Raw genomic sequence first — 24,614 nt, 5'->3', positions numbered from 1 at the left:
CGGCCAGACTGACGCCATGACCATCGACACGAAGAGCGGCACCGGCGGCAGCGGACGAACGAGGGCGCGGGGCATGGGACTTGCGGCCGTGCGAGGGCTGGCGTTGGCCCTGATCGCGCTGCCGGGGTCCGTGCTGTGCTTCGTGCTCTCCCTCGTATCCATCGCGCTCATCCCCATCGGCGTCGGCATCGTCACGACGCCATGGGTGCTGACGGGGGTACGGGCGTTCGCGGACTGGCGGCGGGTGCTCGCGGCCGAGTGGGGCGGGGTGCGGATACCGCCGGCGTACCGGCCGATGCCGAAGGGCGCCAATCCGTGGACCCGCACCTTCGGGATGCTGCGCGACCCGGCGACGTGCCGGGATCTGAGGTGGCTGCCGGTCGACATGACGGCGGGGTTCCTCACCGCGCTGCTGCCGGCCGTGCTGCTCTTCTATCCGCTGGAGGGGTTCGCGATCGCGGCCGGGCTGTGGCGGGTCTTCACGGACGTCGGGGGCGGCACCTACTGGTACGGCTTCGTGCCGGTCACCGGGCAGGCGTCCGCGCTCGGCGCCGGCGCCCTGGGCCTCGCGCTGCTCTTCGTCGCCCACTTCTACACCGCTCCCCTGCTGCGGGCCCACTTCCGCCTCACCCGCGCCGTGCTCGGCTCCAACCAGGGCGAACTCGCCGAGCGGGTAAGGGTGTTGACCGAGACCCGGCGGGACGCCGTCGACACCTCCGCCGCCGAACTGCGCCGGATCGAACGCGATCTGCACGACGGGGCGCAGGCGCGGCTGGTGGCGATGGGCATGGATCTCGGCACCATCGAGATGCTGCTCGAAAAGGACCCGGCGAAGGCCAGGGAGCTCGTCGCGCAGGCCCGTCAGTCCTCCGTCGACGCGCTCGCCGAGCTGCGTGACCTGGTGCGCGGCATCCATCCGCCGGTGCTCGCCGAGCGCGGACTGGGCGACGCCGTACGGGCGTTGGCGCTGCGGCTGCCGGTCGCGACCGAGGTGAACGTGGAGCTGCCCGGGCGGGCGGAGGCGCCCGTGGAGTCGGCGGCGTACTTCGCGGTCAGCGAGGTGCTCACCAACGCCGTGAAGCACGCGGGCGCCGACCGGATCTGGATCGACGTGCACCACGCGGCAGAAACCGACGGCGACGGCATGCTGCGCATCACCGTCACCGACAACGGCAAGGGCGGCGCGGCGATCGGGGCCGGTTCGGGGCTCGCCGGAGTCGAGCGGCGACTGGGTACATTCGACGGCGTCCTGGCCGTCAGCTCTCCCGCGGGCGGCCCCACCATGGTCACCATGGAGATTCCTTGCGCGTTGTCCTAGCAGAAGACCTGTTCCTGCTGCGCGACGGACTCGTCCGGCTCCTTCAGGCCTACGACTTCGAGATCGCGGCGGCCGTGGAGACCGGCCCCGAGCTGGCGCGGGCGCTGGCCGAGCTGGAGCCGGACGTCGCCGTCGTCGACGTACGCCTGCCGCCGACCCATACCGACGAGGGGCTGCAGTGCGCGCTTCAGGCCCGCAGGAAGAAGCCCGGGCTGCCGGTGCTGGTCCTCTCGCAGCACGTGGAGCAGCTGTACGCGCGGGAACTGCTCGCCGACGGCAGTGGCGGGGTGGGGTATCTGCTGAAGGACCGGGTGTTCGACGCGGAGCAGTTCGTGGACGCCGTACGACGTGTCGCGGCGGGCGGGACCGCGATGGACCCGCAGGTGATCCAGCAGCTGCTGTCCCGGCGCGCGGCCGACGACCAGCCGCTGGCCCGGCTCACGCCCCGCGAGACGGAGGTACTGGAGTTGATGGCGCAGGGGCGGACGAACGCGGCGATCGCCGACCGGCTCGTCGTCACGGAACGGGCCATCGCCAAGCACACCGCCAACATCTTCGCCAAACTGGGTCTGGAGGTGTCGGACGACGACAACCGTCGCGTGCTGGCGGTTCTCGCGTATCTCGACCACGGCCGGTGAAAACGGACCCGGTCATTCACCCGCCGTGCGGGATCAACAACTGCCGGTGTTTCCGGGGCTGTTGAGCACACAGCGTTCTCACGAATCTCTCAACAATTTCCGGGACGGCTGAACACCCCTGGGACGCCCTCCGTATGAATGGGCGCCGCTTCACTCCTGTCGGGCGCCCTCGATGCCCCGGAAAAGGAAGTCAGAGGAGTTCCATGGGACGCAACACAAGAAAACGCCGTACGCCGCTGGCCACCAAGGCCATAGCCGCATCGGCAGCCCTAGCGCTCGGTGGGGGCGGGCTGGTATGGGCCAACTTCTACGCTTCGGCACACGAGGACAACTCTGGTTACAACCAGACGAAGTCCACGAACGCCCAGGTCGCGACGATCAACTGCCCGGACGTCGGCCAGAAGCTGACGAACGTGCCGCGGAGTGCGCGCCAGGGCGTTGCCAAGGAGCTGGCGCTGCTCGACAGGCAGATCACGGATGCCTACACGCGTCTCGCCGAGACGCGGCAGGCCCAGGCGGGGGACGCCAACTTCGTCAACAACGCCATTCTTGGCCCGCTGAAGTCCAAGCGGGTGGCGACGCTCGACCGGATCGGTATCAACATCAACCGAGCCGGCGGCCAGCGCCCGCAGGGACTCGACCAGTTCGCCCAGTGCCAGGGCGTCCCGGCCGAGCAGCCGGAGGTCAACGACGGCAACGGTGACGGCCAGAACAACGACGGTCAGAACAATGACGGTCAGGACCAGAACAACGACGGTCAGAACCAGGGTGACGGCGGCCAGGATGGAAACGACCAGGACCAGGTCGTCAACGGTCCGGTCGCGGAGGACTTCGTGGACATCACCACGGTCCAGCCGAACGGCGGCCCACAGGGTGTCAACGGAAACGGTCTCGCCGCGAACGGTGACGGTGGTTCGACGGGCACCTTCACCACGAGCTGCGGCACCAACGGGAACGACAACCACAACTCGGACAACATCATCGTCGCTCCAGGTGTCGACAACGGTGCGCAGCACACGCACGACTACGTCGGCAACCAGGACAACAACGCCTTCACCAGCGACCAGGAGTTCCTCCAGGCCGACACAAGCTGCCAGAACCAGGGCGACAAGTCGTCGTACTACTGGCCGGTGCTGCGCCTGCAGGACGGGACGGACGAGTTCGACGCGAACGACCTCGGTGGCGGTGCAGAAGGCAACATCGGCAAGATCCTCGAAGCCAGCGAAGCGCAGCTGAAGTTCGTCGGCAACAAGACGAGCGACGTCGTCGCGATGCCGCAGGCCCTGCGCATCATCACCGGTGACGCCAAGGCCTTCACCAACGGCCTCGCCAACGCCAACACGAACTGGAGCTGCACCGGCTTCGAGGACCGGCAGCTGACGGACAAGTACCCGATCTGCCCCGAGGGCAGCTCCGTGGTGCGGACGTCCTTCTTCCAGAGCTGCTGGGACGGCCAGAACATCGACAGCGCCAACCACCGCACGCACGTCGACTTCGTCGAGGCGGACGGCAGCTGTGCCAACGGTTTCCAGGCCATCCCCCAGCTCCAGGCCCGCCTGGTCTACGACGTCCCGGCCCCGCAGATCCAGAACGGACAGGTCGTGAACCCGTTCGCGGTGGACGGCTTCCCGGACCAGCTGCACAAGGCGATCACCGACCACAACGACTTCATCAACTTCTTCGACGAGAACACGATGAACCAGGTGGTCCAGTGCATCAACAGCGGCCAGGACTGCCAGTAGTCCTGAACCACTAGGAAGCCGGCGGTGGGATTTCCCACCGCCGGCTTTCGCTTGCCCGCGCCCTCAGCCGTCGTGGCTGCCACGGTTGTGACTGCCACCCGGATTCATGTGCTCGGAGCCTTCCTGCATGTCCCCGCCGAGCGTGCCCTGCAGCCCGGTGACCGTCTTCTCCTCGCCGATGGCGACCCACTTGCGGCCGACGAGGTAGTAGCCGCCGTAGTCCTTGGCGCCGGCGAGCCATTCCGCCTGCCCCCGGTCGGTGGCGAAGGTCGCGAGGACGAACTTTCCGGCGGTGTTCTTGCAGAGGGCCTGCCGGATCTCGTCCGCGTCCGTCTGCATGTTCGGCTTGCACTTCACCTCGGCGGCCAGGTGTTCGAGGCTGCCGGTCGCCGTCTTGGGAACGGCGGCCTCGCTGTCCCCGCCGGATCCACAGCCCGCCAGTGCCACTACCGCCGCCACGCCGGTCAGCGCGAGCCAGGTTCGGGTCAACCTCATGTCTTCCTCCGGTCCATGCCGCACAGAGCCCCGGCAGGGCCCTCATCCCACATACGGCTGTGGCATGCGATGCGCTCAAATCCGAGGTTCTCACGGGTACGGATGTGCGAGTGTGGGCCGGTGAACCAGGACTGGGAAGACCGCGTGACCGCCGTATGGGCGTCCTTCGACACCTACGCCGAAGCGGAGGCGGCCGACTTCCGGGCGGTCGTCGACGCCCTTGTCGCCGAACTGCCCGACGACAGCCCGCTCGGGCCGTTCGAGCAGGCCTGCGCCTGGGACTCGACCGGCCACTCGGACAAGGCGGTGCCGCTGTACCGGGAGGCTCTCGCAGCAGGGCTGACCGGCTACAAGGGACGGCGGGCCAGGATCCAGCTGTCCAGCTCGCTCAGGAACATCGGACAGGCGGAAGAGGGCGTCAAGCTGCTGACACCCGAACTGGACGCCCCGTCCGACGAGCTGGACGACGCGGTACGCGCGACACTCGCCCTGTGCCTGTCCAGCCTCGGACGCGACCGCGAGGGCCTGTCCCTCGTCCTTGGCGCCCTCGCGCCCCATCTGCCGCGCTACCAGCGGTCGATGGCGAATTACGCGCGGGCGCTCCGCGGGGAGAGCCGCGAGTAGGCCGTCTGGCGTCTGCGGGGCCGTTGTGGCTGGTCGCGCCCATGCGGCAGAGCCGCACATCGATGCAGCCCCGCGCCCCTTTGGGGGCGCTGCCGAACCGGAGTTGACTTCGCCAGGCCTCTCGCAGCCTGGGCACTGGGCTGTTCGTGTGCCGGTGACCAACCGACGATTCGCTCGTTCTGCTGAACGTGCAGTCACAGGATGTCGCCCCGCGCCCCGCCCCCGCCTCGGACGACCCGGTCGTCGACGTCGAGCGGGCCGAGGCCGCGCTCGTCGAGCACTACCCGCGTCTCGTCCGGCTCGCCTACCTGGTGCTGCCGCCGAGCCTCGGCCGCAACCGGCGCGTGGTGACCGCGCACTCCCTCACCCAGCGCGCGCTGCCCCGGGGCCGGACGACGGCGACGCCCGTGATCCCGGCCCAGTCGACCGGCCGCGAGGGCGACCCCGGGTACGCCCTCCTGCGGCTCCGCGTCCTGCGTACGGCGCTGGAGGCGGACCGGCCCCTGAAGCGCCTGGCCTGGCCCAAGCGCTCCCAACTGCCGCCCCTGCTGCCCCAGATCTGGGGCCTGCGCCTCTTCCCCCGGTCGGGCGGCGCCGACGAACTCGCCCTGGACCAGCGGCTGTCGGCGCTGTCCGGCCCGGCGCGGGCGGCCTACGTCCTGCGCGGCCTGGAGAAGCTCACGGACGCCGACGTGTGCGAGGTGCTGGACGCGGCCGGTGTCGACTACGTGGACGAGGCGCTGGAGGAGGCCGACGCCGTTCCCGCGCAGTACGCGCTGCTCGACTCACCCGAGTTCGACCCCTGCTCGCTCCAGGCCCGGCCCACCGACCTGATGCGGCGCAGGCAGCACATGAAGGCCGCGCTCGCCGCCGCTGCCGCCCTGCTGGTGTCGGGGGCGCTGCTCGGCCTGCCCGGCGAGAGCTGGGGTCCGGAGGGTGCCGCCGCACCCTCGTACGCCCAGAACCCTGCGGCCGAGGCCGCCCTGGACCCGGCCCAGCTGACCAGGGTCCCCGCGCTGGCCTGGCAGTCCTCCGCGCGCATCGACTTCTCCGTGTGGCCGGCGCGCGGCGACCTCGCCGGCGACTCGGCCCTGCTGCGCCGCGCCCTCGCCGTATGGGCCCGCCCCGGCGAGACGGTCCAGGTCTCGGCGACCCCGGGCACCCCGGCGGGCGGCCCGCCCGGCGCACCGCACCTGCTGTACGCGGGGACCGTCGACAACGCCCGCGTGGTGATCCTCTACGACGGTCTGCGCATCGCCCGCTACGCCGAGCCCGCGGACGGCACGGCCGGCGCCGCCCTGGACTTCTCCCGGGTCGACGGCGCGGGCCGGGCGGAGGCGAGCGCGGTGGTGCTGAGCCGGGCCGACGGCAACGTCCGCTATCTGCTGGCGCCCTGGGTGAAGAAGGCGGCCGAGCGGGATCTGCTGAAGTCACGCACCGGGGCGATGGACCTCACCGTGACCGAGGGCGTGACCTCGCCGATGGCGAGCCCCGGCACCCAGCAGAGCGGCACCTGCACCTCGTGGAACGCCCTGCAGCTGACCGACAGCACCGGCACCCGGCTGCTGACCGACCTCGCGGAGCTGGTGCCGGCCCGCCTCACCACCGGCCGCCCCGGGGCGGTGAAGGACGCGGACGGTGCGGCGGCGCTGCGCACCTGGGCGCCGTACTCCTGCTGGCTGGGCGCGCTGCGCTCGGCGGGCGTGCGCACGGTCAACGCCTGGGCGTACGCACGGCAGGCGCTGCCCGACGGGACCGGTTCGGCGGAATGGCTGTGCACGCGTGCCGAGACCTGGCGGGGTGGCGGCGAGCGGGTGCTGGCCCAGTTCCGGACGCCGGGCGCGACCCACGCGGCGGTGGTGGCGAAGGGCCAGAACGTGGCGGCGTGCGGGGCGCGGGATCCGCATGTGCTGGCGGGGGTGCTGTGGAAGGCGCAGACGGGCGAGTGGTACCTGCTGGCGGCGGGCACGCGCGACACGGAGTCGATCCGGGCCACGGGAGGTGTCCAGGGCACGTCCCGGGGCAGCCTGTTGATCGTACGGGCCGAGCAGGGTGCGCAGGCCGAGTTGAAGGGCACGCTGGAGAGCGGGCGTTCGATCAGCGGGCTGGGCTGAGCTCGGCAGCGGCGGGAGCGCCGTTGCTGACGATCGCGTAAATAAGCCCGCGCACAGGGGTTCACCCGGGACCTACCCGTCAGTACATTGACGCCATGTCCAATACGCAGGACCAGGTGCCCCTCAAGGCTCGCAAGGTGTCTTTCTCCTGGGACGACACCCCGTTGCACTGGGTGCCCGGGGATCCCTTCACGACGCACACCATCAACGTGCTGCATCTGCTCCTGCCGGCCGGTGAGCGGTGGTTCGTCCATGTGTACAAGCAGGTGCTGCCGTACATCCGGGACGAGCGGCTGCGCGCGGACGTCATCGGGTTCATCGGGCAGGAGGCGATGCACTCGCAGGCCCATGACGAGGTGCTGCCGCATCTGCGGGAACTGGGGCTGGACCCGACGCCGTACACCGCCCAAGTGGACTGGCTCTTCGAGAAGTTGCTCGGCGACCGCACCCTGCCGCCGGGGCGGCCGCGCCGCTGGTGGCTGATGGAGCGGGTGGCGATCATCGCGGCCATCGAGCACTACACCGCCTTCCTGGGCAACTGGGTGCTCAACGCCGAGGAGTTGGACCGGCGCGGCGCCGATCCGACCATGCTGGATCTGCTGCGCTGGCACGGTGCCGAGGAGGTCGAGCACCGGTCCGTCGCCTTCGAGCTGTTCATGCACGTCGACGGGAGCTACCGGCGGCGCGTACGGACCTGGGCGTCCGCGTTCACTGTTCTTGTCTTCCTGTGGCAGCGCGGGGCGCGGTTCTTCATGGAGAACGATCCGACGCTCGTCGACGGCCGGGCCACCTTCAAGGACTTCTATGTGCGGGGCAGGCGCGGCACGCTCCCCGCGACCGGGGACATGCTCAGGTCCATACCCCGGTATCTGAGCCGTGCTTACCACCCCTCGCAGGAGGGCTGCACCGAACAGGCCGTCGCCTACCTGACCTCCTCCCCCGCCGCGCTGGCCGCCGAGGCCGCCGAGAAGTCCGCGAAGGGTGCCGCCTGATGCCGAAGCTCCGGACCGTCGCCGTGGTCGCCGGTGCCGCCCTGCTCGCCCGGCGGGCGATGCGGCGCCGTATCCAGGCCTCGCCGCTGTGGCCGATGCCCGCCCTGGAGGAACCGGTCTCCGGGCGGCCGAGGTCACGGGCGCTGCGTCTGCTGGTGACCGCGCGCGAGGAGGTCGCCGAGGGGGTCGTACGACTACGGCTGGAAGGGCGGGAGTTGCCGCGCTGGGAGCCCGGCGCGCATCTCGACCTCGTACTGCCGTCCGGGCTGGTGCGGCAGTACTCGCTGTGCGGGGACCCCGAGGACACCTCGTCCTACACCGTGGCGACCCGGCTGGTCCCGGACGGGCGGGGCGGCTCGCGCGAGGTGCACGAGCAGGTCCGGGAGGGCATGGAGCTGGAGGTTCGCGGGCCGCGGAATCGTTTCCCCCTCGTCGAAGCCGAGTCGTACGTCTTCGTCGTGGGCGGCATCGGGATCACGCCGGTCCTGCCGATGCTGCGGGCGTTGCCCGACGAGGTCGAGTGGAGGCTGGTGTACTGCGGGCGCGATCGGGCGTCCATGCCGTTCGTGGAGGACGTCGAGAAGCTCGGCCGGGACCGTGTGACCGTCGTGGAGGGGCTGCCCGATCTCGACGCGCTCCTCGCCGGCGTGCCCGAGGGTGCCGCCGTCTACTGCTGCGGTCCGCAGGGGCTGATGGCCGCGGTGGAGGAGCGGCTTCCGCGGGTCCACCTGGAGCGGTTCCAGCCCCGCGCCTCGGGAGGCGATGCCTTCGAGGTCGAACTGCGACGCAGCGGGCGGACGTTGACCGTCCCCGCCGACTCGACCGTACTGGCCGCCGTGCGCGCCGAGTTGCCCGACACCCTGTACTCCTGCGAGCAGGGCTTCTGCGGTACCTGCCAACAGCGGGTGCTGGAGGGCGAGGTGGACCACCGGGACGAGCTGCTGACGGACGGGGAGCGGGCCGACTCCATGCTGATCTGCGTGTCGCGGGCGCGAGGTGATCGACTCGTACTGGACATGTGAACGCCCGTGATCGGTCCGGTCCATTCGGGGCCGGAATCGATCGGTAAGGTGTTCGCATGACTACCGGGGTACGGCGAAGAATGGGAGTCGAGGAGCGGCGCCAGCAGTTGATCGGCGTTGCCCTCGAACTGTTCAGCCGACGCTCGCCGGACGACGTCTCCATCGACGAGATAGCCGCGGCCGCCGGCATCTCACGGCCGCTCGTCTATCACTACTTCCCCGGCAAACTCAGCCTGTACGAAGCCGCGTTGAAGCGTGCCTCGGAGGAGCTGGCGGATCGGTTCGTGGAGCCGCGCGAGGGGCCGCTGGGGGCGCGGCTGCTGCGGGTGATGCGGCGCTACTTCGACTTCGTCGACGAGCACGGGCCCGGTTTCTCGGCGCTGATGCGCGGCGGACCGGCCGTCGGCTCGACGGCGACGAGCGCCCTCATCGACTCCGTACGGCAGGCCGCGTATGTCCAGATCCTTTCGCATCTGAACGTGGAGAACCCACCCGCGCGTCTGGAGCTGGTCATCCGCTCCTGGATCTCGCTCGCCGAGTCGACGGCGCTGATCTGGCTGGACGGCCGGCGCATCCCGCGCGCCGAGCTGGAGGTCCAGCTCGTGCACGACTTCGCCGCACTGGCCGCCGTCAGCGCCGCCCACGACGAGGAGATGGGCAAGCTGCTGCGCCGCATGCTGAAGGACGAGCCGGGCGACGGTCCGTTCGGCGACCTGGTCACCCGGCTGATCTCGCTGGCGTCCTGAAGCCCGCCGGGGCAGGCCCTAGCGTTCGAACTTGCGGTACGACGGGTCCAGGTCGCGCACCTCGGCGGAGCCGTGCAGCACGGTGCCGTCGTTCTCGATGTGCTTGCGCAGCAGCTCCAGAACCGCCTCGGTCAGCCTGGCCTTGGTCTCGTCGGTGCGTCCGGCGAGCAGACCGAGCGTGACATGGACGACCGCGTGGCCCTGCTCCTCGGGGTCCTCGTAGCCGAAGGCCGTGAACTGGCCGGCCCGGAACTGCGTCTTGCACGCCTCCGGCTTGGCCGCCGCGATCTCGACGACCGCGGTGTGCAGGTCCCGGGCGAAGCCCTCCCGGTCGAAGGAGATCGTCTTCGAATGGTCGACGGTGATCTGCGGCATGAGGAGCACTCCTGTTCTAGGTCAGCAGCGCTCACCCTAACCGCAGCGCCAGCATCGCGATGTCGTCCTCCCGGTCCCGGCCGAAGCAGCCCAGCAGCGTGTCGCACAGCGGGTCGAGGCCGGCCGGGGCGTCGGAGGCGGCGGTGCGCAGTTGCTCCATGGAGGTGGCGAGGGCGATGCCCCGGGTCTCGATGAGGCCGTCGGTGACCATGAGGAGGCGGTTCCCCGGGGCCAGCACCAGCTCGCTCGGCACGGGCCGGTCCAGGCCGAGCCCGAGCAGCGGGCCGTCCACCGGGACGTACTCGGCCTTGTCCTCCGCCCGCACGAGCAGCGGCGGGATGTGGCCCGCGTTGGATATCCGGACCCGCCCGGTCCCGGGGTCGACCAGGGCCAGGCAGACCGTGGCGGTGACGTCGGGGTGGTAGTGCTGCAGCATCCGGTCGAGCCGTTCGGCCAGCGCCCTCGGGTCGCTCTCCTCGACGCAGTGGGCGCGCAGCGCGTGCCGCATCTCGACCATGACGGTGGCCGCCTCCAGCGAGTGCCCGACGACGTCCCCGACCGCCGTGAGCACCCCCTCCTCCGTGCGCAGGGCGGCGTAGAAGTCCCCGCCGATCTCGGCCTGCCGGGACGCGGGCACGTACCGCACGACGAGGTCGACGCCCTGCAGATGGGGCAGCCGGTGCGGCTGGGGCAGGAAGCTGTGCTGGAGGGTGAGGGCGATGTCCCGCTCCGCCTGGTACATCAGCAGCGGCTCGGCGGCGAGGGCGGTGGCCTGTGCGAGGCGCTCCGCGGGTCGCTCCGCGGGCGGTGCCGAGATAGGAAGTGCCGCGGGATGCCGTCGGTCGTCTGCGGGTTCGTTGTGGCTGGTCGCTCCCCCACTCTCGGCTTCGCTCGAGCGGGGGGACCCCCATCGCGGCGGAGCCGCATATCGATACAGTCCCGCGCCCCTTAAGGGCGCTGCAGGTACCGTCGCCTGACGTGCTTGCGTGGCAATGCACACCTGGGCACCGCCCTCCCGGGTGAGCGCCAGTACCAGGCTGGCGTCCTCGTTGACGCCGGGCTTGAAGAAGCCCGCGGGCCACAGCGGCGCGGGGACGACGACGCTGTGCACGCCGGTCCGCCCGCCCCAGCCCTCCGCTATCCGCGTGATCAGCCGTGCCACCGACTCGTGGGCACTGACGTCGGGCAGAGCGAGGCGGCTGCGCGAGGTACCGCAATGCGTTTCGCCGTCCGGGCCGATGACGAACACGACGGCGGGCGCGCCGACGAGCCGGGCCGCGCCCGCGGCGGCGGCGTCGGCCAGCTCCCCCAGACAGCGCGCGGTCTGGACGGCCACGATCGCCTCGGACAGCACCGTCAGCCGGTGCGCGACCGTCTCGGCGGCGACACCTCGACGCGCCCCGCGCACGGCGGCCCGGACGACGGCCTGGATCTCGCTCGGCTCGGCGGGCACCGTCAGATAGGCGTCGGCGCCCGCGTCGAGACCCCGGCACCGGTCCACCGCCTCCCGGGCCATCGCGGAGAAGTGGACGACGGGCAGCGCGGCCGTGGACGGCCGGGACTTGACCCGTCGGCACAGCTCGAAGCCGTTCATGTCGGGCAGACCGACGTCGACGAGGGCCACATCGGGCAGGGCGCCCGCACGCAGCCGCACGTCGAGCTCGCTCAGCGCCTCGCCCGCGCTCGCCACCGGTACGACGTCGTGGCCCGCCCGGCGCAGCACGGCGCCCATGGCATAGCGACTGGCCGAGACGTCGTCGACGACCATCACGGTCGTACCCGACTGCTTGTCGTAACCGTCCATCGTCAACCGTCCATGGTCGCCTGCCCCCGAATACGCATACGCACGAGTGGGGCGGACCCGGTGATCGAGTCCGCCCCACTCAAGCTAGTGCCGTATCAGAGGGCCCGTGAGAAGACGGCGACAGTACGACCCGGAACGGCGAACGTGCCCGTTTTCCCGTCGAAGGACGCGGACTTGACGATAGGATCCGCGCCCGAGGCCTGCACCGGATGCAGCCGGTAGCCGTCGCCGGCCAGCGCTTCGACGCGCTGCTCCTGCTTCCCGGGGGTCGCGTTGAAGACTACGACGAGATCACCGAGCCGCATGGTGATCACGCCGGGCGTCTCGTCCTTGCCGGACAGCGGGAAGGAGAGTTTCGACTGCACCTGGCCGGCCGTGGAGAGGGAGAACGCCGACTCCGTCGAGCGGATCTTCAACAGGTCCCGGTACGCGGCCGAGGTCCCCTCGATCTGCTCGCAGCCGACCTTCACCGAACCCAACAGGGGCTTGGAGAACGGCCACTTGGAGGCGTTGTCGGCCGCCATCGGCAGCCCGCGCCCGAAGCCGTTGCCGTCGGCGCAGTTCCAGTGGATGGCGTTGAACCAGTCACCGCTGTCGTAGGAGTTGCGGTCCAGCGACTTGGAGCGCAGCAGGTCGGTGCCGGCCTGGGAGAGCGCCGGGCCCTGCGAGAGGGTTGCCGTGGCCATGGCGAGGACCTGCATCCGGGCCCGGTCGGCCGCGCTCGTCGTGGCGGGCAGCTTGAACGCGAGGGCGTCGAACAGCGACTCGTTGTCGTGCGCGTCGGCGTAGGCGAGGGCGTCGCCGGGCGCGTCCGCGTAACCGGCCGACTGGCCGTTGTAGTCGACCTCGGAGCCCTTGACCTCCTTGCCGCTGGTGTCGGTGAAGCGATAGGCGGCGAGGTTGCCGGACAGGCCGACCTTGATCAGGTCCTGGTAGTGCAGCAGCCGGGCCTTCTGCTCCTCCGAAGTGCCGTTGTCCGCAGCGGGGTTGGGGTCGGTGTACAGCCCGGACGCGAAACCCTGGACGCCGGGATCCTCGTCGAAGGGCCCGCCACCGCGTACGGCGTCCCGCGCCCGGTCGGAGAAGGTCGCGATGCCGGTGCCGGCCATGTTCTTCTGCGTGGCCTGCACGAAGCGGGCGTCGTCGGCGATCTCGCCGAAGTTCCAGCCCTCGCCGTACAGGATGATCTTCTTGCCGTCGACGCCGTCCTTGGCCAGGGTCAGCGCGTCCAGAGCCTTCCTGACCGCGAGGATGTTGGCCTTCGGGTGGTGGCCCATCAGGTCGAAGCGGAAGCCGTCGACCTTGTACTCCTTGGCCCAGGTGACGATCGAGTCGACGACCAGCTTGCCCATCATGGCGTTCTCGGGCGCCGTGTTGGAGCAGCAGGTGCTGTTGGCGACCGAACCGTCCGCGAGGAGCCGCTGGTAGTAGCCGGGGACGACCTTGTCGAGGACACTGGTGTCGGCCTGACCGCTCGATGTCGTGTGGTTGTAGACGACGTCCATGACGACCCGCAGCCCGTCGTCGTTCAGCGCCTTGACCATCTTGCGGAACTCGACCGTACGGCCGGTGCCGTCCGGGTCGGTCGCGTACGAGCCCTCGGGGACCGTGTAGTGGTACGGGTCGTAGCCCCAGTTGTAGGCGTCCTTCGCAGCGATCTTCGCCACGCACTCCTGCTGCTTGTCGGAGTCGGCCGGGAAGGAGGCCAGATCGCAGTCGACGGCCGCCTGGTCGGACTTCTTCTCCGGAATCGTCGCGATGTCGAAGGCCGGCAGCAGGTGGACGTACGACGTGCCCGCCTTCGCCAGCTCCCGCAGGTGCTTGGAGCCGTCGCTCGCCTTGTCGGTGAAGGCGAGATAGGTGCCGGGGTGCTTGGCCGTCTTGTCCTCGACCGAGAAGTCCCGGATGTGCAGCTCCTGGATCTGGGCGTCGTTCAGCGGTACGGCCTTGGGCTTGCGGTACGAGGACCAGCCGCTCGGCGCCAGCGACTTGTCGGCGAGGTCGACGACCAGGCTGCGCTCCGAGTTCGCGGTCAGGGCGACCGAGTACGGGTCGGTGACCTTGTTGGTGACGATCTTCCGGACGCTGGGCGGCCAGACCTTGACGACGTACCGGTACGCCTTGCCCTTCCAGGACTTGGGGCCGGTGACGGACCAGACTCCGGTGCTGTCGTCACGCTTCATGGCGACGGTGGAGTCGCCGATCTCCAGCTTGGCCGACTGGGCCGTGGGCGCCCAGACGGCCAGCGTCGGACGGCCGCTCTTGTCGAAGGTCGGCCCGAGGTCGGCCTTCGTCGCGCCTGCGTAGAGATCGTCGATTACGCCGGCGATCTGGACGCCGGTCGCGGCCAGAACGGCACCGTTGGCGGCGCGCTGGGAGGCGACGAGCTGGCCGCGCAGGGCCTCGCGGACCCGGTCGCGGTCGCGTGGGTCGACGGACCAGGCCGTGTAGTCCTTCAGGTGCGGGAACTTCGTCTTCTGGGCGTCGGTGAGGGTGATCTTGGACAGGCGCAGCCAACGCTCGTCGTCGCTGGTCAGCGCGCCGTCCTTCACCGCGATCGAGCCGTCCCGGCTGTACAGCAGCTGGGTGGAGGCGGCCCTGTCGGTGCCGTTCCACGCGACCGTGTTCCGGTCGATCCAGACCGCCCTGGAGGTGGTCAGGTCGAGCGCGGCCGCCGAGCCGGCGGGCTGCGGGAGCAGGTACTTCTCCTGGCCGCTCAACAGCCACACCTCGTGACCGTTGGCGGTGAGGTCGAGCGACTGGTCCGTGGGCAGATCCTTCTCGTCGCCCTTGTGGAGGATGTAGCTGAGGCTGGTGGCACCGTCGGTGAGCGGTACCTCGAAGACCGCACCATAGGTATCAGTCTTGACCGGCTTCAGGGGGTTCGACCACTCGGTGGGGTTCGCGGCACCCGTCCAGACGTGCAGGCCCCAGCCGTCGTAGTTCCCGTCGGCGCGGTTGTAGTGGACGACCGCCTTGGTCTTGTCCTGCGCCGGGTAGTCGGGCCGGGTGGTCTGTACGGCCTCCTTGCCCTGCTCGATCCAGATCTCGCCGGTCTTGGCGAGGTCGATCGTGCGGTCGGCGGAGACGTCCTTGTTGCCGTCCTTGTCGATGACGAGGAAGCCGACGTTCGAGGCGCCTTCCTTCAGCTTGACGTAGGCGAAGGCGCCGTAGGCGTCCCGGCCGACGAAGGGGTGGCTGTCCGGCCAGTCCGTGGCCTCGCCGTCGGCGAGGTCGCCCCAGGCGTACAGGCCCCAGTTCGCGTAGTCGCCGTCGGTGCGCTTGTAGTGGACGATCGCGTAGTCGCGAGAGGCGACACTGGGGATCTCGGGGGCGGGCGGGGTGCCGGTGGTGGACTCGGCGGTCGTGCTCGCCGTACGTCCCGCCGAGTCGATCACAACTGCCTTGTAGCGCAAGGCGGTTCCGGCCGGTACGTCCTTGCCGACGACCTGCGTGACCTTGTACGGGGCGTGGTCGGCGGAGCCCAGCGTCCGCCACTTGCCGCCGCCGACCTGCGCGGCGAAGACGACGCGGTTGAGCTGTCCGCCGTCGACGTCGGCGCCGATCTCGACCGTGCCGGTGGCTCCCGCGGCCGGGGCCTTCAGGGTGATCGTCGGCTCGGTGGCGGGCTTGGCGGGCTTGCCGGCCGCCTTGAGGACGATCGCCGAGCCGGCCGGGACGGTGACGGTGATCTTCTTGTCGGCGTCGCTCTTCAGCGAGGCGTCGCCGCCGTGGATCCCCTTGAAGGCCATGCCGGCCGAGCCTGTCGCGAAGGTCGCCGTCTTCGCCTCACCGGCGTTGTTGAAGGCGACGACGTACTCGGTGCCCGTCTTGGCGTCGGTGCGGGAGAAGGCGTAGACGCCGGCGCCGTCGGCCGCGTACCGCTCTGTCTGAACGCCGTCGGTGAGGGCGGGGTTGGCCTTGCGGAGCTTGGCGAGGGCTGCGATCTGCCGGTACAGCGGTGCGCTCGTGTCGTAGGCGTCGCTCGCGTGGGTGCGGTCGGTGCCGATCTGGTCGTCGTCGAGGTAGTCGGCGGTCTTCGAGGCGAACAGGGTCTGGCGGGCGTCCTTGTCGCCGCCGGCGCCGGTGAAGCCCTGCTCGTCGCCGTAGTAGACGACCGGGTTGCCGCGGCTGAGGAACATCAGCTCATTGGCGAGCTTGTCCTTGGCGAGGAGTTCGGCGTCGGTCGCCTTCGGGTTGTCCTGGTTCAGGAAGGACCCGATGCGGCCCATGTCGTGGTTGCCGAGGAAGGTGACCTGCTCGTAGGCGTTGGCCTTGTCGGTCGTGTACTTGTAGTCGTCGCCGAAGACGCCCGCGAGCTTCTGTGCGCTGCCGCCCTGGGAGGCGTACTGCCGTGCCGCCTCCTGGAAGGGGAAGTCGAGCGTGGCGTCGAGGCGGCCCTGGGTGACGTACGGCGCGGTGATGTTCGTGTCGGCGGAGTAGACCTCGCCGAACATGAAGAAGTCGTCGCGGCCCTGCTTGGCGGCGTAGGCGTCCAGCGCCGTGGCCCACTGGGTCCAGAACTCCGTGTTGACGTGCTTCACGGTGTCGATGCGGAAGCCGTCGATGTCGAAGTCCCGCACCCACCGCTGGTAGATCTTCTCCATGCCGGTGACGACCTCGGGACGCTCGGTCCACAGGTCGTCGAGGCCGCCGAAGTCACCGTGTGTGGAGCTCTCACCGGCGAAGGTGGAGTCGCCGCGGTTGTGGTACATCGTCGGGTCGTTGAGCCACGACGGGACCTTGACGTTCTTCTTCGCTGCCGGGACGGCCGGCGTGCGGGGGAAGGAGTCGGTGTCGACCGCGGGGAACTTGGACTTCCCGTCCGCGTAGTCGGCGTCGTCGAAGGGCTCGCCGTTCTTCGTCAGGTACGGGAACGCGCCTTTGGAGAGGTAGTCGTACGACTTCTCCTCATAGTCGACGACATCCGCCGTGTGGTTCGTGATGACGTCGAAGAAGACCTTCATGCCCTTGGCGTGGGCCTTGTCGATGAGGGTCTCCAGGTCCTTGTTCGTCCCGAAGTGCGGGTCGACCTGGGTGAAGTCGGTGATCCAGTAGCCGTGGTAGCCGGCGGAGGCGTTGCTCCCCGTCCCCTGCACGGGCTGGTTCTTGAAGATCGGGGCCATCCAGATGGAGGTGGTGCCCAGGCCCTTGATGTAGTCGAGCTTCTTGGTCAGGCCCTTGAGGTCGCCGCCCTGGTAGAAGCCCTTGTCGGTGGGGTCGTAGCCGGTGGCGAGGCGGGAGCCGGTGAGGCCGCCCTTGTCGTTGCTCGTGTCGCCGTTGGCGAAACGGTCCGGCAGGACGAAGTAGAACTGCTCGCGGGTGGCGTCGTGCCGGGCGGGCTCGGCGGCGAGCTTCGCGTCGGACGGCGGCGGAGGCGGGGTGTCCGCCCGCGCCGCGAGGGGCTGGACGAGCGCTGCGGCCAACGCGGTCACGGTGACCGCGGCGACCCGTCCGGCATGGGTGGTTCGGCGCCTCGACGGCGACGGCCATCTCGATATCACAGATGGACTCCTTGCGATTACGGCTCTGTGGGTCCGACCCCGCGCGAAACGTATCGCCGCCGTAAGCATTACAGCAAGAGGCTTGAAACCATCGGTAAGAGCTTTCAGCAGGGGAGTTCGTCTGTGCCAGCAGTGTCACGGTCGTTGACGGAAACCAGCATCAGCCACCGAGCTGTTCATTTGACGTCCTCACCCACGTGAACGTGGGCGATTCCCGCCTGCCCCGCCACGCGCGGCGGCTGGGCTTCGGGTGGGTTCCTGCTTCACCAAGCGCCGCCCCGGCTTGCGGGGTCTTACGTGCTCTCCACAGGCGTTTTGACGCTCCGCCTCGTGCCGCATCTCAGCAACACGTTTCCGTCCAGCGGCGCGTAGGTTGGCCTCGGCGTTCTCGTCTCGGTCGTGCCGGGTTCCGCATCCCGTGCACGTCCATGCGCGTACATGCAGCTGCTCACGGCCCTTGGGACCGGTAAGGCGCCCGCACCCGGGGAGGGAGCAGAGCTGGGTGGAGGGGAACCATCGGTCGATCCTGACGAAGGTTCGCCCGTATCGTGCGCACTTGGCCTCCAGGGTGCGGACAAACCTGCCGAGGGACTGGTCAAGGACGCTCTTGCCGAGCCTGCCGCCGCGAGTGGCCATACCCTTCACGTTCAAGTCCTCCGCATAGACCGCTTGGCTTTCGCGGACGATGCGGGTGGTCTCCTGCTCGATGAAGTCGCGCCGCTGGTCAGCGATGCGGGTATGGATCTTCGCAACGGCCTGCTTGGCCTTGCGTCGGTTGTTCGATCCTTTCTCCTTGCGGGACACGGCCCGCTGAGCTCTTCTGAGCTTGCGCTCCTGGCGACGGAAGAACTTTGGGGAGGCGATCTTCCGACCGCGCAGCACGGCATAGGAGGCCAGGCCCAGGTCGATCCCCGTGTCTGTCTCGTCCACATCCAGCTCGGGTAACGGCTCGCCGTCCACCTCGACCACGAAGGAGGCGAAGTAGCGGCCGGAGGGGTCCTTGATGACCGTCACCGACGACGGCTTCGCGGGCAGTTCGCGAGACCAGCGCACCTCGATGTCGCCGATCTTCGGCAGCCGCAGCTTTCCACTCTTCGTGATGGACCAGCGGGCGTTCGCGGTGAACCGGATCGCCTGTCGGGCGGTCTTCTTCTTCGCCTTCGGCAGGCACATCTTCGGGCCCTTGCGAGTGCCGCTCTTCGAGGAGAAGAAATTGCTGTACGCAGTCTCCAGGTCACGCAGGGACTGCTGGAGCACCACAGCGGACACCTCTCCGAGCCATTCCCGTCCCCGAGTCTTCTTGGCCTCGGTGATGACCCGCTTCGACAGGTCAGCCGCCGTCGGGCGCGGCAGACCCTGCGCATAGGCATCACGACGTAGTCGAAGAGCGTCATTCCACACGACGCGGGCACACCCGAACGCCCTCGCCAGACAACCGCGCTGAGAAGCGCTCGGGTACACACGAGCGTTGTACCGGAGCTTCATGTCGATCACTGTATGAGCGCGCAACCCACCCTCGCCGCAAAGATCGCAATCAATCGAAACTGCACACTCCATGAGCAAGTGCGTTCGCATCCCCGCGGTCACACGACGGTTCGAACCCCTCCTGGCTGCTTAGAAGAATGCCCGGACCCCCGAGCGGGATCCGGGCACCCGTCCTGTCGCCTGCTCAGCAACTCGACTTGCCGGCGTAGATGGCGAGGGCGGTATTGGAGCCCAAAGTGGCCGTGAACTGCCCGCTTGAGTTCACCGTCACGGTGGTGCCGTTCTGCACGTTGCAGTACGTCCCCGCAGACATCGACGTCTGGTACGCACGGCTCAGCGAGCCCGACTCGTGATTGATGGCCACGAAGCCCTTGGCGCCCCGCCCGAAGGCGATGGCGTCGCCCCCGTTATCCCACCAGTTGCTGACGGCCTCGCCGCGGGTGGCGTTACGGAAGGCGACCATGGACTTGATCTCGGGCCAGTTGTGCTGGCACTTCCAGCCGTCCTGCCAGCAGGCGGTCACGGAGCCGCCGTTGGGCGGGCCCGCGTCCGTGTCGGAGAACTCGTACCCGGAGTTGATATCGGGGGCGCCGTAGGGCCAGGCGAGCATGAAGACGTTAGCCAGGGTGTAATTGGCGCCGTCCTTGTAGTTCAGGGTGCCGCCATTGCGCTCTGTGTCGTGGTTGTCGACGAAGACGCCGGCGACGGAGCCGCTCATATAGCCCCAGCCCTCTCCGTAGTTCTTCAGATAGGCGAGGTTCTCGTTGTTGAAGACGCGCTTGAGGTCGTACGCGTACCGGAACTCCTGCACATCGCCGTTGCCCGTGTACTCGGTGGGCTGGACGGCCTCGCCGCTGCCATAGATGGCCTCCTGCTTCCAGTACACCGACGGATTGCTCAGCCGGGACTTGATGTTGGCGAGGTCGGCGGCGTCCATGTGCTTGGCGGCGTCGATGCGGAAACCGTCGACACCGAGGGAGAGCAGATCATTCATGTACCCGGCGATGGCGCCGCGGACGTAAGACTCCCCCGTGTCCAGGTCGGCGAGGCCCACCAGTTCGCAGTGCTGCACGTTCCAGCGGTCCTGGTAGTTGCTGATCTGGCTCGTACAGTCGTCGAAGTCGGGCACCGAGTACAGGCCCGGGTAGTTGTACTTCGTGTACGACGAGCCGCCGGCGCCGGTGCCGCTGCCCGCCGACATGTGGTTGATGACCGTGTCGACGACGACCTTCACACCGGCGGCGTGGCAGGTGTTGACCATGTTCTGGAAGGCCGTACGGTCGCCGAGGCGACCGGCGATCTTGTAGCTCACCGGCTGGTACGAGGTCCACCACTGCGAGCCCTGGATGTGCTCCTGGGGCGGGGAGACCTGGACATAGCCGTAGCCGGCGGGGCCGAGGGTGTTGGTGCACTCCTTGGCCACCGAGGCGAAGTTCCACTCGAACATCACCGCGGTGACGTCCTTGGTGCCGGGCGGGGAGGCGGAGGCGGTGTCGCCGGGGGCCATGAGGACCGCTGCGGCGGCTGCGGCGAACGCGGTGAGGGCGGCGGTCGCGGTACGGCGCCTCGGGGGCGCATTCCATCTCGATATCACGGGCGAACTCCTTGCGAAGGCGGCTCAGTCGGGTCCCCCCTGCGCCGCGGCGCGGCTTCGTTGCCGGGCACCGGCGTGACCGTACCGCCACGAAAGGTTTACAGCAAGAGAGTTGAAAGTCATAGCAAGTACTTTCATCCGCAACCTTGACGTGCCCTTCTCAACTCCCTCACGCTCACCAGTTGTTGAGTCCCTGACCGCTGATCGACATCCCGAACACCGGTAATGGAGCCGCACATGACCACCAGACCCCGTCCCCCTGGGGCCCTCCGTCGGGCCCTGACCACCGCGGCGGCCGGCGCACTCGCCCTCGCCGGAGCCGTCGCCCTGCCCACCACGCCGGCCCACGCGGACGCCACGACCTCCGGCGATGTCATCGCCAACCTCTGGTCCTACAACTGGGACTCGGTCGCCGCCGAGTGCACCGACGTGCTCGGCCCGAACGGCTACGGCGCGGTGTGGGTCGCCCCGCCGGCCGAGTCGCTGAAGCAGACCAACTACTACTGGTGGGACGTCTACCAGCCGTACTCCTACGACCTGAACGGCCGCTTCGGTACGGCGGCGCAGTTCGCCTCGATGGTGGACGCCTGCCATGACGCGGGCGTGAAGGTATACACCGACGCGGTGATCAACCACACCGCCGCCCAGACCGGCACCGGCTACAACGGCACGACGCTCACCAACAAGTACGACACCCCCGACTGGGACCCGGACGACTACCACACGTCCGCCGAGTGCGCGGACTCCGACCTGATCATCGACGACTGGTCGAACCTCACGGAGATCCAGAACTGCGAACTGCTCGGCCTGCCCGACCTGGAGACGGAGGACGACGACGTCCGCTCGGGCATCGCGGCGTTTTTGAACAAGCAGATCGCGCTGGGCGTGGACGGCTTCCGTGTCGACGCGGCCAAGCACATGCCGGTGGCCGACCTCAACGCGATCTGGGCAAAGCTGGACAACACCACCGCGGGCGCGGAGCCGTACATCTTCCAGGAGGTGTATCCGGGCTCGACCCCGGCCGCCTCCGACTACTACTCCGCGGGCGACGTCCTGGACTTCACCTACGCGAGCAGGCTGAAGTCGGCGTTCCAGGGGAATGTGAGCGACCTGGAGTCGCTGCCGTCGTCCGGCGTCCTGACCCCCGCCAACTCGGTGTCCTTCGTGACCAACCACGACACCGAGCGCAACGGCCTGCACATGAGCTACAAGGATGGTGACGCCTACCGGCTCGCCAACGTCTTCCAGCTCGCCTACAAGTGGTCGACGCCGACGGTGTACTCGGGCTTCGAGTTCTCCTCGTCGGACCAGGCACCGCCGAACTCCAGCGGCTTCGTGACGGACACGAACTGCGCGAGCGGCTGGTCCTGCCTCCAGCGGGACACCGCGATCACCGGCATGGTGAAGTGGCACAACGCGGTGGGTTCGGAAGCGGTGGCCAACTGGTCGACGAAGTCGTCGAGCGTGATCGGCTTCGGGCGGGGCACGGCGGGCTACGTCGCGATCAACAACGGCTCGTCGGCGGCGACGTACACCTTCGCGACCGGAATGGCCGACGGCACGTACGCGAACGTCATCGACAACGGCTCGACCACGGTAACGGTGTCGGGCGACAACGCGATCCTCACGATCCCCGCGAAGAGCGCGGTCGCCTTCTACGACGGTGAGTTCACGCCCTGCGACACGGCCTGCGAGGAACCGGACGACGGCACCTCGACGGTGACGGCGACGTTCAACGAGTACGCGGCGACGACGTCCGGCCAGGACGTGTACGTGGTCGGTTCGATCGCGGCGCTGGGCGGCTGGGACCCGGCGAGGGCGGTGAAGCTGTCGTCGACGGGTTACCCGATCTGGTCGGGGGCGGTGAGCGTGCCGGTCAACACGTCGTTCGAGTACAAGTACCTGAGGAAGGACAGCTCCGGGAACGTCACCTGGGAGTCCAACGCCAACCGCTCGGCGACCACGACGACTTCGGCCGTCGGTCTGAACAACTCCTGGAACGTGGCGGACGCGGGCGCCACCGACGTGACCTTCAACGTCAGCGCCACGACCGACTGGGGCACCAACGTCTACGTCGTCGGCTCGATCGCCTCCCTCGGCTCCTGGAACACGGCCGACGCGATCCCGCTGTCCTCGGCGTCGTACCCGACGTGGAGCAAGTCGGTGATCGTGCCGAAGAGCACGACCTTCGAATACAAATACGTGAAGAAGGACAGCTCAGGGAACGTGACCTGGGAGTCGGGTACGAACCGGTCGTACACGACGGGAACGTCGAGCGGCAACACCTCTACCGACACCTGGAAGTAGCCAACCCGCTCAACGTCCTGTGGCCCACCCCGCTCAGGCGGTGGTGGGCCACAGGACGTGGGTCGATGGCCGTCAGGCCGTCGTCCACCACACCGTCGTGTCCGACGGGACCTTCGTCTCGCCGTCCGCCTCGGTGATCTCGCCGCTGGTGAGCAGCACGCGGCCGTAGGCCGGGAGCGTCACGGACTCGCCGGTGGTGTTGGCGACGCAGACGAACTCGCCGCGGCGGAAGGCCAGGACGCCTTCGGGTGCCCGGAGCCACTCCACCGAGTCGCCGGCACCGAGGTCGGGCTGCTCGCGGCGGGCGGCGAGCGCGGCGCGGTACAGCTCCAGGGTCGAGCCCTCGACGCCGGTCTGCGCCTCGATGCTCAGCTCGCCCCAGCTCGCCGGCTGCGGCAGCCAGCTGCCCCCGCTGCCGAAGCCGTACGACGATCCCTCGCGCGTCCATGGGATCGGCACCCGGCAGCCGTCACGGAAGCCGTCCTGGCCGGCGCCGCGGAAGTACGCCGGGTCCTGGCGCACCTCGTCGGGGAGGTCGACGACGTCCGGGAGGCCGAGTTCCTCGCCCTGGTAGACGTACGCCGAGCCGGGCAGGGCCAGCATCAGCAGGGTCGCCGCGCGAGCCCGGCGCAGGCCGAGTTCCCGGTCCCCGGCGGTGCGGATCTGGGTGCCGAGGCCGGGCGGGTTGGCGAAGCGGGTGGCGTGGCGGGTTACGTCGTGGTTGGAGAGGACCCAGGTGGCGGGGGCGCCGACCGGGCGCATCGCGTCCAGGGTGCGGTCGACGACCTTGCGGAGCTCGTCCGCGTCCCATTCCGTCGACAGGTACTGGAAGTTGAAGGCCTGGTGCAGCTCGTCGGGACGGACGTAGTTCGCGGTGCGCTCGACGGTCGGCGTCCAGGCCTCCGCGACGAAGATCCGCTCACCGGCGTACTCGTCGAGGATCGTGCGCCACTGGCGGTAGATCGCGTGCACACCGTCCTGGTCGAAGAACGGCATGACATCGTTGCCCAGCAGCTTGAGCTGGTCGTGGTCGCCCAGGTCGGGCAGCCCTTCGGCCTTCACCAGGCCGTGCGCGACGTCGATACGGAAGCCGTCGACGCCGATGTCCAGCCAGAAGCGGAGGATGGAACGGAACTCGTCGCCGACCGCCGGGTGTTCCCAGTTGAAGTCGGGCTGCTCGGGGGCGAAGAGGTGCAGGTACCACTCCCCGTCGTCGACCCTCGTCCAGGCCGGGCCGCCGAAGATGGACTCCCAGTCGTTGGGCGGGAGTTCACCGTTCTCGCCCTTGCCGGGGCGGAAGTGGTAGCGGTCCCGCAGCGGGGAGCCGGGGCCGTCCGCGAGCGCCCGCTTGAACCACTCGTGCTGGTCCGAGGAGTGGTTGGGCACCAGGTCGACGATGATCCTGAGCCCCAGCTCATGGGCATCGCGGATCAGCGCGTCCGCGTCCAGCAGGTTCCCGAACATCGGGTCGACGGCCCGGTAGTCGGCGACGTCGTAGCCGGCGTCGGCCTGCGGCGAGGCGTAGAAGGGGCTGAGCCACACGGCGTCGACGCCGAGGTCGCGCAGATACGGGAGACGGGAGCGTACGCCTTCCAGGTCACCCATGCCGTCGCCGTTGCTGTCGGCGAAGCTGCGCGGATAGACCTGATAGATCACCGCGTCCCGCCACCAGTCGCTGCGCTTGGCTTTGGCGGGGTTAGGGGCCGGGGCGATGGCGGAGTGCTGCTGGCTCATGGCGTCCTTGGTCGTAACGGGGTCATGGGGTCAGGTGTGCGTACAACGGTGATGACGAGACGGCCGCGGTGACAGCGGGGTCGGATGGCCTCCGCGACCGCCTCGGGTCCTTATCTTTTT

The 24,614-nt window shown here is 69.1% G+C and carries 16 protein-coding genes; 9 read left to right on the top strand and 7 right to left on the bottom strand.

Features of this window, described 5'->3' with window-relative positions:
- Nucleotides 1-16: 16 nt before the first annotated feature.
- The 3 genes from ACIA8X_RS32940 (at nucleotide 17) to ACIA8X_RS32930 (ending at nucleotide 3,698) form a co-directional block, all read left to right on the top strand.
- Nucleotides 17-1,318: a sensor histidine kinase gene (locus tag ACIA8X_RS32940; RefSeq protein WP_393442200.1), complete on the top strand. Its 1,302-nt coding sequence runs from the start codon at nucleotides 17-19 to the stop codon at nucleotides 1,316-1,318.
- Nucleotides 1,303-1,956: a LuxR C-terminal-related transcriptional regulator gene (locus ACIA8X_RS32935; RefSeq protein WP_393442197.1), complete on the top strand. Its 654-nt coding sequence runs from the start codon at nucleotides 1,303-1,305 to the stop codon at nucleotides 1,954-1,956. Before ACIA8X_RS32940 ends, ACIA8X_RS32935 begins: the two co-directional genes overlap by 16 nt.
- A gap of 203 nt (nucleotides 1,957-2,159) precedes the next feature.
- Complete coding sequence (locus tag ACIA8X_RS32930) at nucleotides 2,160-3,698, top strand: DUF1996 domain-containing protein (RefSeq protein WP_393442195.1); 1,539 nt, start codon at nucleotides 2,160-2,162, stop codon at nucleotides 3,696-3,698.
- Nucleotides 3,699-3,761: 63 nt separating this feature from the next.
- Here the strand turns inward: ACIA8X_RS32930 and ACIA8X_RS32925 are convergent, their stop codons facing one another.
- Entirely contained in the window at nucleotides 3,762-4,193 is a 432-nt protein-coding gene (locus tag ACIA8X_RS32925; RefSeq protein ID WP_399459820.1) for a hypothetical protein, read from the bottom strand.
- Nucleotides 4,194-4,295: 102 nt separating this feature from the next.
- Here ACIA8X_RS32925 and ACIA8X_RS32920 point away from each other — a divergent pair, with 102 nt between their 5' ends.
- The 5 genes from ACIA8X_RS32920 (at nucleotide 4,296) to ACIA8X_RS32900 (ending at nucleotide 9,691) form a co-directional block, all read left to right on the top strand.
- On the top strand, nucleotides 4,296-4,817 hold the full coding sequence (locus tag ACIA8X_RS32920) for a tetratricopeptide repeat protein (RefSeq protein ID WP_393442191.1): 522 nt from the start codon (nucleotides 4,296-4,298) through the stop codon (nucleotides 4,815-4,817).
- 188 nt (nucleotides 4,818-5,005) lie between these two features.
- Nucleotides 5,006-6,931, top strand: coding sequence for a hypothetical protein (locus tag ACIA8X_RS32915; protein WP_393442189.1), 1,926 nt, complete (start codon nucleotides 5,006-5,008; stop codon nucleotides 6,929-6,931).
- 95 nt (nucleotides 6,932-7,026) lie between these two features.
- A complete protein-coding gene (locus ACIA8X_RS32910) occupies nucleotides 7,027-7,923 on the top strand; it encodes a metal-dependent hydrolase (RefSeq protein ID WP_399459819.1) in 897 nt (298 codons plus the stop codon).
- A complete protein-coding gene (locus tag ACIA8X_RS32905; protein ID WP_393442185.1) occupies nucleotides 7,923-8,945 on the top strand; it encodes a PDR/VanB family oxidoreductase in 1,023 nt (340 codons plus the stop codon). The genes ACIA8X_RS32910 and ACIA8X_RS32905 overlap by 1 nt, the downstream gene beginning before the upstream one ends.
- A gap of 56 nt (nucleotides 8,946-9,001) precedes the next feature.
- Nucleotides 9,002-9,691, top strand: coding sequence for a TetR/AcrR family transcriptional regulator (locus ACIA8X_RS32900; RefSeq protein ID WP_399459818.1), 690 nt, complete (start codon nucleotides 9,002-9,004; stop codon nucleotides 9,689-9,691).
- Nucleotides 9,692-9,709: 18 nt separating this feature from the next.
- Here ACIA8X_RS32900 and ACIA8X_RS32895 read toward each other — a convergent pair whose 3' ends face one another.
- The 5 genes from ACIA8X_RS32895 to ACIA8X_RS32875 form a co-directional block, all read right to left on the bottom strand.
- Nucleotides 9,710-10,066, bottom strand: coding sequence for a 5-carboxymethyl-2-hydroxymuconate Delta-isomerase (locus tag ACIA8X_RS32895; protein ID WP_393442182.1), 357 nt, complete (start codon nucleotides 10,064-10,066; stop codon nucleotides 9,710-9,712).
- 31 nt (nucleotides 10,067-10,097) lie between these two features.
- Nucleotides 10,098-11,870, bottom strand: a complete 1,773-nt coding sequence (locus ACIA8X_RS32890; protein WP_399459853.1) for a SpoIIE family protein phosphatase — start codon at nucleotides 11,868-11,870, stop codon at nucleotides 10,098-10,100.
- A gap of 95 nt (nucleotides 11,871-11,965) precedes the next feature.
- On the bottom strand, nucleotides 11,966-17,374 hold the full coding sequence (pulA, locus tag ACIA8X_RS32885; RefSeq protein ID WP_399459817.1) for a pullulanase-type alpha-1,6-glucosidase: 5,409 nt from the start codon (nucleotides 17,372-17,374) through the stop codon (nucleotides 11,966-11,968).
- 189 nt (nucleotides 17,375-17,563) lie between these two features.
- Nucleotides 17,564-18,859 (bottom strand): RNA-guided endonuclease InsQ/TnpB family protein, encoded by a 1,296-nt coding sequence (locus ACIA8X_RS32880; protein ID WP_393442178.1) that lies wholly within the window; start codon nucleotides 18,857-18,859, stop codon nucleotides 17,564-17,566.
- Nucleotides 18,860-19,043: 184 nt separating this feature from the next.
- Nucleotides 19,044-20,453: an alpha-amylase family protein gene (locus ACIA8X_RS32875; protein ID WP_399459816.1), complete on the bottom strand. Its 1,410-nt coding sequence runs from the start codon at nucleotides 20,451-20,453 to the stop codon at nucleotides 19,044-19,046.
- 237 nt (nucleotides 20,454-20,690) lie between these two features.
- Between ACIA8X_RS32875 and ACIA8X_RS32870 the strand changes: the two genes are divergently transcribed.
- Nucleotides 20,691-22,760, top strand: a complete 2,070-nt coding sequence (locus ACIA8X_RS32870) for a carbohydrate-binding module family 20 domain-containing protein (RefSeq protein WP_399459815.1) — start codon at nucleotides 20,691-20,693, stop codon at nucleotides 22,758-22,760.
- A 72-nt stretch (nucleotides 22,761-22,832) separates the two neighbouring features.
- Here ACIA8X_RS32870 and ACIA8X_RS32865 read toward each other — a convergent pair whose 3' ends face one another.
- Nucleotides 22,833-24,494, bottom strand: a complete 1,662-nt coding sequence (locus ACIA8X_RS32865; protein ID WP_393442174.1) for a glycoside hydrolase family 13 protein — start codon at nucleotides 24,492-24,494, stop codon at nucleotides 22,833-22,835.
- Nucleotides 24,495-24,614 lie beyond the last annotated feature (120 nt).

The organism is Streptomyces sp. NPDC051738, assembly GCF_044453205.1.
GTDB lineage: Bacteria > Actinomycetota > Actinomycetes > Streptomycetales > Streptomycetaceae > Streptomyces.
This window is presented reverse-complemented; position numbering and strand designations above follow the sequence as displayed.

Bases quoted from the DNA above. Each gene is read 5' to 3' on its own strand.
- ACIA8X_RS32900 (WP_399459818.1), top strand. From the start codon at position 9,002: ATGACTACCGGGGTACGGCGAAGAATGGGAGTCGAGGAGCGGCGCCAG.
- ACIA8X_RS32870 (WP_399459815.1), top strand. From the start codon at position 20,691: ATGACCACCAGACCCCGTCCCCCTGGGGCCCTCCGTCGGGCCCTGACC.
- ACIA8X_RS32925 (WP_399459820.1), bottom strand. From the start codon at position 4,193: ATGAGGTTGACCCGAACCTGGCTCGCGCTGACCGGCGTGGCGGCGGTA.
- ACIA8X_RS32880 (WP_393442178.1), bottom strand. From the start codon at position 18,859: ATGAAGCTCCGGTACAACGCTCGTGTGTACCCGAGCGCTTCTCAGCGC.
- ACIA8X_RS32910 (WP_399459819.1), top strand. From the start codon at position 7,027: ATGTCCAATACGCAGGACCAGGTGCCCCTCAAGGCTCGCAAGGTGTCT.
- ACIA8X_RS32940 (WP_393442200.1), top strand. From the start codon at position 17: ATGACCATCGACACGAAGAGCGGCACCGGCGGCAGCGGACGAACGAGG.
- ACIA8X_RS32920 (WP_393442191.1), top strand. From the start codon at position 4,296: ATGTGCGAGTGTGGGCCGGTGAACCAGGACTGGGAAGACCGCGTGACC.
- ACIA8X_RS32865 (WP_393442174.1), bottom strand. From the start codon at position 24,494: ATGAGCCAGCAGCACTCCGCCATCGCCCCGGCCCCTAACCCCGCCAAA.
- ACIA8X_RS32930 (WP_393442195.1), top strand. From the start codon at position 2,160: ATGGGACGCAACACAAGAAAACGCCGTACGCCGCTGGCCACCAAGGCC.
- ACIA8X_RS32890 (WP_399459853.1), bottom strand. From the start codon at position 11,870: ATGGACGGTTACGACAAGCAGTCGGGTACGACCGTGATGGTCGTCGAC.
- ACIA8X_RS32895 (WP_393442182.1), bottom strand. From the start codon at position 10,066: ATGCCGCAGATCACCGTCGACCATTCGAAGACGATCTCCTTCGACCGG.
- ACIA8X_RS32905 (WP_393442185.1), top strand. From the start codon at position 7,923: ATGCCGAAGCTCCGGACCGTCGCCGTGGTCGCCGGTGCCGCCCTGCTC.